The sequence below is a fragment of the Microcoleus sp. w2-18bC1 genome (assembly GCF_036700365.1).
Classification (GTDB): domain Bacteria; phylum Cyanobacteriota; class Cyanobacteriia; order Cyanobacteriales; family Microcoleaceae; genus Microcoleus.
This window is the reverse complement of the sequence record NZ_JAUBOS010000067.1, coordinates 1-13,748: the sequence shown is the minus strand read 5'-3', so window position 1 is coordinate 13,748 and position 13,748 is coordinate 1. Positions and strand designations below refer to the sequence as shown.

The following is a 13,748-nucleotide window of genomic DNA, read 5'->3' as shown; positions in this document are numbered from 1 at the left end:
ACTGACACTGCCAGGTTAAAATAAACAGATGCAAATCTTGCATACGGTTCCACTTAAAATTATCACCACAGCATCGAGCGAGGCTAACAGGAAATAAACTATGGGTAAAGTAATTAGCGGTCAAATTTTTGTTGTAGACGACAACATCGATACAGATCAAATTATCCCGGCAGAATACCTGACCCTGGTTCCCTCGAAGCCGGACGAGTACGAGAAACTAGGCAGTTATGCGATGATTGGGTTGCCCGATCGCTACGGTAAGTTTATCGAATCCGGCGAACAGAAAACCCGGTATCCGATTATAATAGCGGGCGAAAATTTTGGCTGCGGTTCTTCGCGGGAGCACGCTCCGATCGCTCTGGGAGCCGCTGGCGTCACAGCAGTGGTGGCTTTGTCTTACGCACGCATTTTCTTTCGCAATTGCTCGGCTACTGGCGAATTGTACCCGATCGAATCAGTCGAGCGACTCTGCGACTTGTTTGTAACCGGCCAAGAAGTGACGATCGACTTTACAGCAGAGGTAATTGTCAACCACACTCTCGATCGAACTTTCTCGCTCAAACCTTTAGGAGAAGTAGGCCCCGTAATTGATGCCGGAGGATTGTTTGACTACGCGCGCCAGACGGGAATGATTGCGGCTCGCTCTTAACTGTTAAACACCCTGCAATGTAGGGTGCGCGGCTCTGCCGTCCACCTTACGAATATCTCTTTGCTCAAACCGCTCCCATCTAGGGTGCGTGGAAATTTTCTCAAATCGAGTCAATAAAATTCAATAAAATACGCTGGTGAGCAATGCCAAAAGGTCGCACATCTCCTGACTGCTCAGAATAGCATTTGCCGGCCCGAATCTGCTCCGGGGTCAACAACTTCATATCCCAACCCTCCAGCAAAACTAAATCCTTGACATCCGCACTAAGTTGTCCGTGAAAAACGTGGCGAACCACATCTTTTTCGACATCGCAACAGAAAAAAGAAACACTTGCAGGAGCATAGCAAATTTCCTCTGATAATTCCCGTAATACAGCCACTTCCGCAGTTTCTCCCGGTTCCAAGTGTCCGCCAAACAAAGCCCAATGTCCGGGATACCTGATATGAGGAATATCGTCTCGCAACTGACAGAGAAACTTGCCGTCTTGGTACAAAATCGCGATCGCAACGTGAATTTTAGTCATGTGTTATTAGTCAGTAGTCAGTAGTCATTAGTCATTAGTTATTAGTCATTAGTCATTAGTCATTAGTCATTAGTCATTAGTCATTAGTCATTAGTCAGTAGTCAGTAGTCAGTAGTCATTAGTCATTAGTCATTATTTATTTAACACGAATACACGGATGAATTATGGAGTATTCCTCAGATATTAAATAAGGAAGAGGGAACAAAGAGCAATTATCAAATAACAAACAACAAATAACCAATGCCTATTTCCCCTTGTCTGAACTGGGAGTGCGCTTTAACTGTTCCATTTCCTCAACATAAATTTCACCTAAATCTTTTCCGGCTAATTCCTTCAGAGTAATACTCTTGTAGCGGACTTCTCCCTTCAGCAGCACTTCATCGCCAAGCTGGGGCAAATCTTGCTTGGTTAAAATCCAAATACTGCCAGTACCATCCTCAAGTTGATAAGCCGCATTTCCCACAAACGGAGCGCGATTTTCTACCTTTCCCCGAAGATAAACTTCAGCATCCACTTGCCGCTTTTGTTGAACGTCGCCAATGCTAGCCACATTAAAGCCAAGATTAAGTTGAGACAGAGGTAAATTGCCACAACTGAAAAAACCGCTGGCGAGGATTAGCGATAAAGAGCCGGTGCAGAATCTTTGAACCCAAACTTGCTTAATTGCAGTAGTCATTGGTCAACTGAGTTGAGATTTGAGATACGACTTACTTTAACAGAATCCCAAGAATCGATCGCAAGTAAGAAATTTCTCTAGTGTAGTCCTTGACGAGGATTAAGCTAAAATCTAAAATCGTCAGCCCCTAACCCCGAGTCTACAATGGATGCCAAAACTGCTCAAATACTAGATGGCAAAGCTTTAGCGACAAAGATTCAAACCGAGCTGAGCGATCGAGTCCGCACCCTACAACCCCAAAAGGGCCGTCCTCCCGGACTTGCGGTGCTGATGGTGGGCGACAACCCAGCTAGCGCAGCCTATGTTCGCAATAAAGAGCGAGCCTGCGCTAAAGTTGGCATAGCTTCCTTCGGCCAGCATTACCCCGCAAACGCTACTCAAGCCGAACTAGAACTTGCAATTCGTGCGCTCAACGAGGACGATCGAGTAGATGGCATTTTAGTTCAATTACCGCTACCAGAACACTTAGATTCAATAGCGCTGCTGTATCAAATTGCCCCCGACAAAGATGCTGACGGACTTCACCCTGTAAATTTAGGCCGTCTCGTGCGCGGGGAGGAAGGTTTGCGGAGTTGTACCCCCGCCGGAGTGATGCGGTTATTGCAGGAATACCAGATTGATTTAAAAGGAAAAAATGCCGTTGTTTTGGGCCGGAGTATTTTGGTGGGTAAACCAATGGCGCTGATGCTATTAGAAGCCGACTGCACTGTTACTGTAGCTCATTCGCGATCGCAAAACCTAGAATCGATTACCAATCAAGTCGATATTTTAATAGCCGCCGTCGGCCGCACAGAAATGATTACAGCTAATATGGTCAAACCAGGAGCAGTAGTAATTGATGTCGGTATTAACCGCGTCGTCAATCCAGACGGTACGAGTCGCTTGGCCGGAGATGTTGATTTTAATGCTGTTAAAACAGTAGCCGAATTTATCACGCCGGTGCCGGGAGGAATCGGGCCGATGACTGTTGCTATGCTGTTGGAAAATACCGTTTCGAGTTACAGTATCAAGTAGTCATTAGTCATTAGAAATATACCTAACGTAGGGTGCGTCGTTGCTAAAAATTTGGGTAAAAAACCGATTTTTCAGGAAGCAACGCACCTACAAATATTGCAGTTAATGCTGTCAATCAAAAAAACACTTTCAAGCCTAGCTGACGCCAGAAAAGACTACGAGCTGCGATCAATGATGACTACATAATGAAAATTATCAAGTCTTTTTTCCCAGTCTGATTGAGATGCTCTTACCGTGATTGCGTGGAGTTGGATTTAGAATGGAAACGCTGGAGAACATAACCGCAAATAAATATCTCGTTGATGATCAGAGAAAGCTCTTCTTCCATGCATTATCCTAGTATTGTCAACCATTAGAATATCCCCTGCTTGCCAGGATATCTCTGTAGTTATTCTATCAGCCACTTCATTAAGCTCAGAAACAATATCATCAGTAATTTCTGAATTATCCTCAAAGAAAACAGTGTTTTTATATCTATGTTTTGCTGGCAATAAGCTGCTGATAAAGGTCGGATATTTCCCACATCTACTAGGATGTATTGCTGGACAAATATATTGAAGATCAATGGATTTATCGTCATTTATTTGCAACAATAAATTATTCCTTATACAGGTCTGTTCTACTACTTTTAAATCATTAGTTTTGTATTGCTTCTGCCAAGCATCTTTATTCAAATGACCAACATACTTTAGTTTTTTCTTGCTAAATAACTCTTTGAGGGGACTACTCAGTTCATTAAAAAATTGCCTCCCATCACATAATATTGTTTCACCATCTTGTGATGCTGGATGAGCACAGAAGAACCAAAGCATCAACGGAATATCTTGCTGATAGTACATTTCTCCATGTAATTTAATCTCGTCCTTAAAATCATTGACGCTTAAAATAGTTGCATTCCCATTAATTACTCGGCGATTAAAGACGCCTCCGGTGTAATCTAGAAAATCTTTACTAAGGGAGTTAGTGAATTGCGTAAAAGTGTCAACACTATTTTCAAACCCTCTAAACAGCAAGAAACCATAAGATTTAAACAGGTTAATAATTTCTTCCCTGTCCAGGTCTAAAATATTAATATTATCCGTATTGATGATTTGTTGACCAACATTTTTTGATAAAAGCTGTGTATTTACCTTCATATCTATCTCCTAGCTATTTTCTACTGTGTACAGAGCGTGGTTGAAACAATCAGTGCCGATTCATTGAGATTTCTAAATAGTCCTTGATTCAAAATACATCAAACCTGCTTTACTCCAGCAGTTCAGGTTGTTGATGTACGATTAATTCGTAAAGCGGTTGAAAGCTAAACCAGCCTACCTGATGTGAGCCTACCTGGCGCTGAGCCAGACGAGCATTGTCAGAGTCGATAAGGATGGGGGTGCCAGCCGCCTCTGCCATCAACTGCGCCTGACAAGAACGTTCCATTGCCACAAACCACCAAGCCGCTTCATCAACTGAATGACCCACCGTGAGTAGACCGTGGTTGCGGAGGATAATGGCTTTCTTCTCTCCTAGTGCTGTTGCTATGCGCTTGCCTTCCTGAAGCTGGAGAACTACTCCGGTGTAGTCATCAAACAGGCTGTGGTCTTCGTAGAAGGAACAGGCATCTTGGGTGAGGGGGTCGAGGAGACGACCGAGGCTAGACCAGCTTTTGCCGTAAATTGAATGAGCGTGTGCTGCTGCCACGACATCAGGACGGGCTGCATGAATTTGAGAATGGATTGCATAAGCTGCCGTGTTAATAGGCTTATGCCCCTCTATAACTTCACCCTCATGGTTCACCAGCAGCAGGTCGCTGACCCGGATGAGACTGAAGTGTTTACCCAACGGATTGACCCAGAAGCAATCCAGGTGTTCAGGGTCGCGGACGGTAATGTGTCCCGCGACGCCCTCACTAAACCCGAAGTGTCCAAACAGACGTAAGGCTGCTGCAAGGCGCTGCTTGCGATGACGGCGTTCTTCCTCGACCTTAGCAAAAGTCGGAGGATCAAAGATGGATTGAGGTTCTTTTTCTTTTAATGTAGGCATAGAAGGCGTGTCAACTGAATTTGACAGGGTTGGGTGATTTTAAGCTAATTTTGATCTTCATACACAATTTAAATAGGAATTTTTGACAGCAACAACGCGAATTCTGCGGTAATCTGCAATCCAATTACCATCGCGGTACAGCGCCGAGCGCAAACGTTCTTCAACTGCGTTAATTACCTGCGATCGCACATCATCAGACAACCCCGACAAAAACCCGCCAGCAAACATTTCAATCCAATTTACCATACCCGCGCTGCCACCTTCTAGGGGAGTCGGGCGATCGAACAAAACCGCATAACCCACATCAAATCCCTGCTTTTCCAAAAGCCCAGCATACTCGCCAATACTCGGAAAATACCAAGGATTAAGCGCTTCAGGCTCCTCGCAGCCAATTTCTGACAAAACACTCAAAAGTGCGCGGACGATCGCATCCACATTCCCCCTACCGCCAAACTCAGCCACAAAACACCCTCCCGGCTTCAGCGCTTTTTCCACACAATTAATCACAGCATCCGGCTGCTTAATCCAGTGCAAAACTGCATTAGAAAACACAGCATCTAACGGCTTTTCTACTTGAAAATTCCTCGCATCTGCGACGGAGAAATTAATGTGAGGATAGTTAACTTTTGCCGTGGAAATCATTGACAAAGATGAATCAAAACCTTGCACCAAAGCACCCGTTTGAGCAATTTTTTCAGTTAGCTGCCCCGTACCGCAGCCCAAATCCAGAATTTGTTCACCCGCCTTCGGATCTAGTAACTCCAAAAGCGATTCACCGTACCGCCAAACAAAAGCATGATTTCCCTCATAAAGAGCGGTATTCCAAGAATTTTGTGCCATGATAACTACCCTAAATCTGTCTTCTATTTATCTGTTTTATCTGTTTTATCTGTGTTCCCTGCGGTTAACAAAAAACCTTCTTCACAAAACCAATCAAATTATTTGTTAGCGAGTTGGGCGATCGCACTTCCATCAATACGGCAAACCCTAATATTTTCCAAAATCCGCGCTCCCTGCTTTTGATAAAAAGCAATTCCCGGCGCATTGCCAGTATTAACAGTCCATTCAATCCGCCCGCAATTTGTGGACTCAGCAATTTGTGCTAAATACTTTAACAGCGCTGTACCGACTCCCATACCGCGCATAGGAGCTAGGACAAATAAATCATCAAGCCAAAGACACGGCTGCGTCAATAAACTTGAATATGAGAAATAAAAAAGAGCAAAGCCTACCGCTGTTCCTGCAACTTCAGCCAACAAAACCCGCACTAGCGGAGGCTGGCAAAACAAGGTTTCCTGCAATTTATCGGCTGTTGCTTTCAACAGATTTTTACATCCATCAAACTCGCTTTTTTGTGAAATAAAATCCAGGATTAATTCCAAATCTGCCAGCTCTGCTTCTCTAATTTTGATATCCAAATTAGCCATTGTTTAATTCTCAATTCGCCTATTAATCACTGTATTAAATGCCATCATAAATGTCCAATATATGTTTAACTAACAACTTATACTTTTAAAATATAAATGATTGGGGAGCTATGGAACTTCGGCATTTGCGTTATTTCATTGCAGTTGCAGAGGAACTGAATTTCACTCGTGCAGCGGCAAAACTGCATATTGCTCAACCTCCACTGAGTCAACAAATCCAGCATTTAGAGGCAGAGTTGGGGTTTCAACTGTTTCGCCGCACCAAGCGGACGGTGCAGTTAACGGCAGCGGGACAGGTTTTTTTCGAGGAAGCCGGGAAAATTCTGCAGCAAGTCGATCGAGCAATTCAACTCGGCCGACAAACCAGTCGGGGCGAACTCGGACAATTGACGATCGGCTTTGTGAGTTCTGCAGCACACAACGTGGTTCCAGCGATTTTGCAGGCCTTTCGCACTCGGTGTCCCGCCGTTAAGCTCGAACTGCACGAACTGACGACAAACGAACAGTTGCAGCGGCTGCGGTTCGGGCAAATTGATATCGGCTTCGTGCGCCCTCCGGTTGAGGAAGACGGGATAAATTCTGAAATCGTTTTTCGAGAACCGCTGATCGTGGCATTGCCAGAAACGCATCCGGCGGCCGATCGCACGCATCTTGAATTACGCGAACTTTCCACGGAACCGTTGATTTTATTTCCCCGTTCCCAGGCTCCGGGATTGTACGATGCGATCGTCAGTCTTTGTCAGCAAGCAGGTTTTAGCCCGATCGCGGCTCAAGAAGCAATTCAAATGCAAACCATTGTGAGTCTGGTAGCGGCCGAGATGGGAGTGGCGATCGTCCCTGAGTCGATGCAAAATTTTCAGCGCAGCGGGGTTGTTTACAAATCTTTGCCAGAATCAACCTGCATTGTGGCGATCGCTCTAATTTGGCGCAGCGATCCAACGGCGGCGGTGCAGCGGTTTTTGGAAGTCGCCAGACAGCAGCAGCGGATTTGAGATTTGATATTTGAGATTTTGACATCCTCCCCGGCCGTACCGCAGGATTCCAAGAATCACTTCTTGGGCTTCCTCTTTCCACGACTCGGCTTACATTGAGGAGTTGCCTCACCAATGCAGAGGTCGATGTCTCCAGAGGCGTTTAACGTTCCCATGTGCCCCACGGTACGGAGTGCTAACTCAAGTATGTTAATTGCTGCATTCCAGTCTCGGTCTATTACAAAACCACAATGGTGACAGCGATGTGTTCTTTGACTCAAAGACTTCTTGATGACTTCCCCACAGTTGGAACAGTTTTGAGAAGTGTAGTGCGGTGGTACGGCAACCGTTACCACACCAAACACCTTGCCAAAATATTCTAACCATTGACGGAAAGCCGACCACGCAGCATCAGATATAGACTTTGACAGTTGTCTGTTTCTAACCATGTTACGCACCTGCAAGTCCTCATAGGCAACCAAGTCGTTAGACTGGATGACGCATCTTGCCAACTTCACGGCAAAATCTTTACGCTGCCTACTTACCTTGAGGTGCTTTCGACTCAGGCGATTTCTCGCTTTGACTCTGTTTTTCGACCCTTTGGTGGTGCGAGAAAATTTACGACTAAGACGCTTTATCGCTTTCTCGGACTTTCTCAGATGACGGGGGTTCTCGATTGTCTGACCGTCAGAATCGGTGTAGAAGTGAGTCAATCCAACATCCAGTCCAACAGTCTTACCCGTTGGCTTTCTCTTCTCTACCCGTTCTTGGTCAAGGCAAAACTGAACGTAGTACCCATCAGCTCTACGAACAACACGCACTCGCTTAATCTGCTTAAACTGGTAGAAGTGCAGGTCACGAGTTCCCCACATCTTGAAGCTTCCGGCTTCAAACCCATCAGTGAAGGTGATAGTTCGTCTATCGAACGACAACTTCCAGCCCGTTGTTTTATATTCAACAGAGCCATGTGTTTGATGCTTCTTAAAGCGTGGAAAGCCTTTCTTCCCAGGCTTGTTTTTTTTGCAGTTGTCATAAAACCGAGCGATAGAACTCCAAGCCTGATCGGCAGAAGCTTGTCGAGCTTGGGAATTAAGTTTGCCGGCGAACGGAAACAATGCGGCGAGAACAGCGCAATAGGCGCTCAACTCGTACTTACCCATCCCCTTGTTGTCCAACCAGTATCTAAGGCAGCTATTGCGGACAAAGCGAGCAGTACGAATGGCTTCATCGAGCCGCTCGTACTGCTCGCTTTGTCCCTCTAGTTTTGCCTCAAAAACAAGCATACTTACGCTGACATAACTAGCGTAAGTATACCACAGTTAAAGAAAGCCATCCTAGAAGGACGGGGCTTTAAACCCATTATTTTTGGTAAATTTTAGATTAACTGGCAATTTGACAAACTTATCAAAACTCAAAGATTTTCTGTGCAACAACACCCGTAGAATGATTAATTGATGCTCGGAGTTCGAGCAACTACTGCCGTAAAAGTCGGCACGATGCGACCCCAACGGCTCACAATATCCCATATAAATATTAAGTACAAGAGAGCAAGGGATGGTATTGGCAACAGAAATGGGTTCGTCCCAACCGGAATCCTCTTTCGATTTATCTACTTATCTAGTCCATCGAAAAGAGGCGATCGAGGTAGCTCTCGACAGTGCACTCCCGGTCATCTACCCAGAGAAAATCTACGAAGCAATGCGCTACTCGCTGCTAGCGGGGGGCAAGCGCCTGCGTCCGATCCTGTGTCTGGCTAGCTGCGAACTGGCCGGCGGCACTACATCTATGGCAATTCCGACAGCTTGCGCTTTGGAAATGATCCACACGATGTCGCTGATTCACGACGATTTGCCGGCAATGGACAATGACGACTACCGGCGCGGCAAACTGACGAACCACAAAGTCTACGGCGAGGATATTGCCATTTTGGCTGGCGATGGTTTGTTGACCTATGCTTTTGAATTTATCGCCACTAAAACTGAGAACGTACCCCCCCAACAGGTGTTGCAGACGATCGCCCATTTAGCGCGGGCATCGGGTTCTGCTGGACTCGTAGGCGGTCAGGTGGTTGATTTGGAATCGGAAGGAAAGACAGATGTTTCTCTGGAAACTTTGAATTACATTCACGCTCATAAAACAGGCGCGCTGTTAGAAGCCTGCGTAGTTTGTGGGGCAATTCTGGCTGGTGCCTCGGCTCCCGATTTGCAGCGGCTGTCTCGTTTCGCTCAAAATATTGGGTTGGCTTTCCAGATCATTGACGACATTTTGGATATTACTGCTACCCAAGAAGAACTGGGCAAAACTGCTGGCAAAGATGTTCAAGCAGGAAAAGTCACTTATCCCAGTTTGTGGGGAATTGAGGAGTCTCGGCGCCAAGCCTCGCAGCTTGTTGCTGATGCTAAGGCTCAATTGGCAGTGTTTGGGAGCAAAGCTCTACCGCTGCTGGCTATCGCCGATTTTATTACCAGCCGCAGTAACTAGAAATACTAAACACTATGCAGGAAATTTGCAGCGGCATATTCAACAATCATGTACTCGTGGTTGCTTTGCTCGCTTGTCTGGCGGCTCAGATCATGAAGTTGCCGATCGAGTTGGTCAAAAATCGCAAGTTTAATCTTCAGTATTTGGTAACAACGGGGGGAATGCCCAGCGCTCACTCGTCTTTTGTGGGCGCTTTGGCTGCTGGAGTGGGACAAACGATGGGATGGGAAAGTCCGGACTTTGCGATCGCTGCGATCTTTGCAATTATTGTGATGTACGACGCAGCAGGCGTTCGCCAAGCTGCAGGCAAGCAAGCTCGCATCCTCAACCAAATTATTGACGAGTTTTTTGAGGAAGATCACAACCTTAATGAGGCTCGCCTGAAAGAGTTGCTGGGACACACTCCTTTTCAAGTGCTTGTAGGTTTGGGGCTGGGAATCACGATTGCTTGGATTGCAGGGCCTGCATATTAAGTTTTAAGTACGGAGTAAATTTGGGGCAGTGGTGTTTTTTGACGAGTAGGAGGTAAAAGTTGGCGGCGGGGATTAATTGTTCGGCAACTCATCCCTCTCTAGCTCAGAAAAGCACCCGAACTTTTTGGAAGTTTATGGCAATGCCTATCCCCTAATTAAGCACTTCCAAAAGTTCAAAAAGTTTTTTCACTTCCCACTCCTTGGAATTGTTTTGCTATGCTGCAAAGACTATATGTACACAACTTCAGATGCCTAGAAAACTTTGAACTGCCCATAAAGGGAATGCCATCTGCTCTCTTGATTGGAAAAAATGGTGCAGGTAAATCAACTACTGCCTCTGCATTAGAAGTTCTTCAGAAGATTTGTCGAGGCATCAATAGAATGCGCGACCTTGAAAAACTTAACCTTATTAGCTCGAAAGATTTCGCTCGTGGAAGGTCTGATGTTCCGATCCGGTTTGAAATAGAAGTATTACTCGAAGATAAATTATACAAATATGTCCTTGCCTTAGATTTACCAGAAAAATTTAGAGAGCTTCGAGTTTTTGAAGAGCAACTGCTCGTTGCAGGAGATCCAATTTACTCTCGAAAAGAAGCCCAAGTCACTCTTCACACCAGCTCCCAAAATCGTGAAGCTCAGTTTCGGGTTGATTGGCATCTTGTTGCCCTGCCAGTAATTCAGGAGCAATCTGAGGCTGATCCGCTTCATATTTTCAAAACTTGGCTTGCTCGCATGATCATTTTAGCCCCGATTCCCAGCTTGATGACTGGAGACTCAAACGGTGAAACTTTGGAGCCAAAGCGAGATGGTTCAAACTTTGGGGAGTGGGTTTCTGGGTTACTTAGTCGCTATCCTGCCGCCTACACACAGGTTGATAAATATCTCCGAGAAGTCATGCCTGACATTCAGGATTTTCTGAATGAACTAATCGGCAAAGACTCGAAAAGCATGATTGTTCGGTTTGAAGCAAATAATGCCAATCTGAGTATTGAATTTAATGACTTATCTGACGGGGAGAAATGCTTTTTTCTTTGCGCTGTTGTCTTGGCTGCAAACAAATTTTATGGTCCCCTTTTTTGCTTCTGGGACGAGCCAGATAACTATCTATCCTTATCGGAGGTTGGACATTTTGTAATGTCTCTGCGACGCTCATTTAAAAATAGCGGTCAAATCTTAGTGACATCGCATAATCCTGAAGCAATCCGCAAGTTTTCAAATGAAAATACCTTTGTATTAGATCGCAAAAGCCACTTAGAGCCAACTTTAGTCAGACCGCTGAGTGAGATGTCTGTTAAAGGCGACCTGATAAATGCCTTGATTGGTGGCGACATAGAGCTATGAGTAATAAGTATAAACCGCACATTCATGTGTTGGCCGAAGATGATGCTAATCGCCAGATTGCCAACGGATTTCTTCTTGCGCCAAACCTTAATAACCGTGCTGTTAAAGTCCTGCCACTTCCTGGTGGTTGGAAAAAAACTGTGGAGGAATTCACGAAGAAGTATGCGTCTGAAATGCGACAATTACCACAAAGAATGATGGTTTTGCTCATTGATTTCGATGATAATGAAAATCGGTTGAGTTATGTAGAAAGTAATATTCCCGATGATCTAAAAGCAAGAGTATTCGTGCTGGGAGTGCTATCTGAACCAGAGAATCTAAGGACAGACATCAAAAAGACTTTTGAGGAGATTGGAGAAGCTCTGGCAAAAGATTGTTCTGACAACACAAATGAGTTATGGGGACATAATCTTCTCAAACACAACAAAGGAGAATTAGATCGTATGGCTTCATTTGTAAAACCATTGCTCTTTAAATAAATAGACCAAAAGCTCGCGCACGCTACTTAAATGTCAGGTGCGCGACGGCCAATAATTTAGCTGAGTGTAGCTCGCTCAAAAGTCGCGCACCCTAATGACTACTGACCGAATTCTGCTTGCAGAATATCGTCATTATCATCGGCGATCGTGGCGACAATAGTAATAACCCGAGAAATTTCCCCTGCCGAGATTTCGGCGATGGTTCGAGTCGATATTACCGCAACTTGATTGTCAACAATGGCAAAATGAGATTCCAAAGTAGACAGCCAATTCATTTCTAGAAGTTTCCGCATTAATTGAGCTTCATTCTTCGCTGGCAACTGCAGTACAAAAGCCCAAACAGTCAAAGTATCCTCTTCGGTTTCGCCGGTGAGTTGCACGAACACTTCAACACTGCCGTACTTAAACTTCCAAAGATGTCCGCCAGCTTCATTTTGACCGACCATCACTTTTTGGTCTACAGCCATGCTGGCGATGACAGTTTCAATTTCTTCTGCATAGGTGACGGCTGTGGCTTTTTCGACCTGCTCAGAGGCGATCGCGCTTTCACTCGATAGGCTTTCTGCGGAAGCTGTTTGTATGTTCGGCTCGCTGGTAGTCATAATTATATTTAGATGGAAAACTATTCCAATAATTAGTTTACTTGCTAAAGCTTAAAATTATGACTTTAAATAACTGGTTCCGAGGCTATGCCTGGGAACCAGTAGATATCGCTTGTTTTCGGAGGCAGACGCAAGTTTGACTTGCAGAGCGGTTTCAACCAGGTTCGCGATCGTATTTAAGCCTTGGGCTTAGCCGCCGCCGGCTTCTTCTCAATGGTATTCAAGCCGTTGAGGAACATGGGCACCAATTTCTCCATAAATGCCTGCGGGTCGCGGTTCCAGGCGCGCTGAGCTACATCGACTCTGGTCATTTGTAGGTCGGGGGCCAGCAGGCTTGCGGGCAAGCGTTCCATCAGGTATTGCGGGCGTTCCCACATCGGCATGGTGTTGGCAATGTCTACCAGGCGGGTGACGCGGCGGAGTTCTGCCCCCAGCATGATATCCATTCCCGATTCAAAAGCTGCTTGTTCGATCGCGACATACTTGCGCTTTGCCTGTTCCACCTTCTGGCGGTGTTCCGGGCTTTTGGCAGCTATGGACCCCAGCCAGCGGTTTCCCCAGCGGACGTGACCAGCTTCTTCTGGAAAAATCTTTTCGATGGTTTCGCGGATTTTGACGTTTTCTGCGGTTTGGGGAGCCTGTTTGAGGGCGTGGATGTGCGCTGAGAAGTATTCGCAGCCGCGCTTTTCGGTGACATTGATTGCGGCTAAAACTGCAATTATACCGTCATCGAGGTTGCGGTATTGCTCTTTGTTCAGCAGGCGGTCAAATTCGTCAATGTAGGAGATTCCCGGCGGCGTTCCCACATTTTGGCCGAGGTCTACCAGCAAGTCGGTGAGCCACATCGCGTGTCGCGCTTCGTCGGAAATATGCCGGGAGAGGTCGCGCACGAGTTCGGCAGGTTCCCCGTCTAGCCGTTCGATCACGTCGGTGAGGTCTTTGCAACTGCGCTGTTCGCTGTAGCGGTAGCGGTTGAGGGTGATCAGGTGAATTTCGCGATCGCGCACTACATTAGGGCTTGCTGAATATATCGCCCGCGTGTTACGTGGCCTGGGTTATTTGATCGCGCGCTCAATAGTAAAGTGCA

Annotated in this window: 16 protein-coding genes; 7 read left to right on the top strand and 9 right to left on the bottom strand. The window is 45.9% G+C overall.

Annotated features, from left to right (window positions below):
* Positions 1 to 100 precede the first annotated feature (100 nt).
* On the top strand, positions 101 to 649 hold the full coding sequence (locus QT979_RS24080) for a LeuD/DmdB family oxidoreductase small subunit (protein WP_333042404.1): 549 nt from the start codon (positions 101 to 103) through the stop codon (positions 647 to 649).
* Between the two features lie 100 nt (positions 650 to 749).
* Here QT979_RS24080 and QT979_RS24075 read toward each other — a convergent pair whose 3' ends face one another.
* Complete coding sequence (locus QT979_RS24075; RefSeq protein WP_333165904.1) at positions 750 to 1,172, bottom strand: NUDIX hydrolase; 423 nt, start codon at positions 1,170 to 1,172, stop codon at positions 750 to 752.
* A 244-nt stretch (positions 1,173 to 1,416) separates the two neighbouring features.
* The gene (locus tag QT979_RS24070; RefSeq protein WP_333165902.1) at positions 1,417 to 1,848 is read right to left on the bottom strand and encodes a DNA-binding protein; all 432 of its coding nucleotides are present in this window, start codon (positions 1,846 to 1,848) and stop codon (positions 1,417 to 1,419) included.
* Between the two features lie 144 nt (positions 1,849 to 1,992).
* Between QT979_RS24070 and folD the strand changes: the two genes are divergently transcribed.
* The gene (folD, locus tag QT979_RS24065; protein WP_333311904.1) at positions 1,993 to 2,862 is read left to right on the top strand and encodes a bifunctional methylenetetrahydrofolate dehydrogenase/methenyltetrahydrofolate cyclohydrolase FolD; all 870 of its coding nucleotides are present in this window, start codon (positions 1,993 to 1,995) and stop codon (positions 2,860 to 2,862) included.
* 254 nt (positions 2,863 to 3,116) lie between these two features.
* Here folD and QT979_RS24060 read toward each other — a convergent pair whose 3' ends face one another.
* From QT979_RS24060 to QT979_RS24045, 4 genes are all read right to left on the bottom strand, one after another.
* Positions 3,117 to 3,998 carry a TauD/TfdA family dioxygenase gene (locus tag QT979_RS24060; protein ID WP_333311903.1) on the bottom strand — a complete coding sequence of 294 codons (882 nt, stop codon included), beginning with the start codon at positions 3,996 to 3,998 and terminating at the stop codon, positions 3,117 to 3,119.
* Positions 3,999 to 4,107: 109 nt separating this feature from the next.
* Entirely contained in the window at positions 4,108 to 4,887 is a 780-nt protein-coding gene (locus tag QT979_RS24055; RefSeq protein ID WP_333211691.1) for a class II aldolase/adducin family protein, read from the bottom strand.
* 57 nt (positions 4,888 to 4,944) lie between these two features.
* Positions 4,945 to 5,727: a methyltransferase domain-containing protein gene (locus QT979_RS24050; RefSeq protein ID WP_333211689.1), complete on the bottom strand. Its 783-nt coding sequence runs from the start codon at positions 5,725 to 5,727 to the stop codon at positions 4,945 to 4,947.
* 98 nt (positions 5,728 to 5,825) lie between these two features.
* Complete coding sequence (locus tag QT979_RS24045; protein ID WP_333311902.1) at positions 5,826 to 6,314, bottom strand: GNAT family N-acetyltransferase; 489 nt, start codon at positions 6,312 to 6,314, stop codon at positions 5,826 to 5,828.
* 110 nt (positions 6,315 to 6,424) lie between these two features.
* Between QT979_RS24045 and QT979_RS24040 the strand changes: the two genes are divergently transcribed.
* Positions 6,425 to 7,306 carry a LysR family transcriptional regulator gene (locus QT979_RS24040; RefSeq protein WP_333230086.1) on the top strand — a complete coding sequence of 294 codons (882 nt, stop codon included), beginning with the start codon at positions 6,425 to 6,427 and terminating at the stop codon, positions 7,304 to 7,306.
* Positions 7,307 to 7,362: 56 nt separating this feature from the next.
* Here QT979_RS24040 and QT979_RS24035 read toward each other — a convergent pair whose 3' ends face one another.
* Positions 7,363 to 8,568 carry a transposase gene (locus tag QT979_RS24035; RefSeq protein ID WP_333211683.1) on the bottom strand — a complete coding sequence of 402 codons (1,206 nt, stop codon included), beginning with the start codon at positions 8,566 to 8,568 and terminating at the stop codon, positions 7,363 to 7,365.
* 271 nt (positions 8,569 to 8,839) lie between these two features.
* On the opposite strand from QT979_RS24035, the gene crtE reads away from it, so the two are divergent.
* The 4 genes from crtE to QT979_RS24015 all read left to right on the top strand — a co-directional run bounded on the left by crtE (position 8,840) and on the right by QT979_RS24015 (position 12,059).
* Entirely contained in the window at positions 8,840 to 9,766 is a 927-nt protein-coding gene (gene crtE / locus QT979_RS24030; RefSeq protein WP_333211682.1) for a geranylgeranyl diphosphate synthase CrtE, read from the top strand.
* 14 nt (positions 9,767 to 9,780) lie between these two features.
* Positions 9,781 to 10,239 (top strand): divergent PAP2 family protein, encoded by a 459-nt coding sequence (locus QT979_RS24025; RefSeq protein WP_190658220.1) that lies wholly within the window; start codon positions 9,781 to 9,783, stop codon positions 10,237 to 10,239.
* Positions 10,240 to 10,455: 216 nt separating this feature from the next.
* Complete coding sequence (locus QT979_RS24020; RefSeq protein WP_333211681.1) at positions 10,456 to 11,580, top strand: AAA family ATPase; 1,125 nt, start codon at positions 10,456 to 10,458, stop codon at positions 11,578 to 11,580.
* Positions 11,577 to 12,059: a hypothetical protein gene (locus QT979_RS24015; RefSeq protein WP_333211679.1), complete on the top strand. Its 483-nt coding sequence runs from the start codon at positions 11,577 to 11,579 to the stop codon at positions 12,057 to 12,059. Before QT979_RS24020 ends, QT979_RS24015 begins: the two co-directional genes overlap by 4 nt.
* Before the next feature lie 98 nt (positions 12,060 to 12,157).
* Here QT979_RS24015 and QT979_RS24010 read toward each other — a convergent pair whose 3' ends face one another.
* Together QT979_RS24010 and QT979_RS24005 are read right to left on the bottom strand one after the other, a co-directional pair.
* Positions 12,158 to 12,661 (bottom strand): YbjN domain-containing protein, encoded by a 504-nt coding sequence (locus QT979_RS24010; protein WP_333211678.1) that lies wholly within the window; start codon positions 12,659 to 12,661, stop codon positions 12,158 to 12,160.
* Positions 12,662 to 12,837: 176 nt separating this feature from the next.
* Positions 12,838 to 13,668: a ferritin-like domain-containing protein gene (locus QT979_RS24005; protein WP_333311901.1), complete on the bottom strand. Its 831-nt coding sequence runs from the start codon at positions 13,666 to 13,668 to the stop codon at positions 12,838 to 12,840.
* Positions 13,669 to 13,748 lie beyond the last annotated feature (80 nt).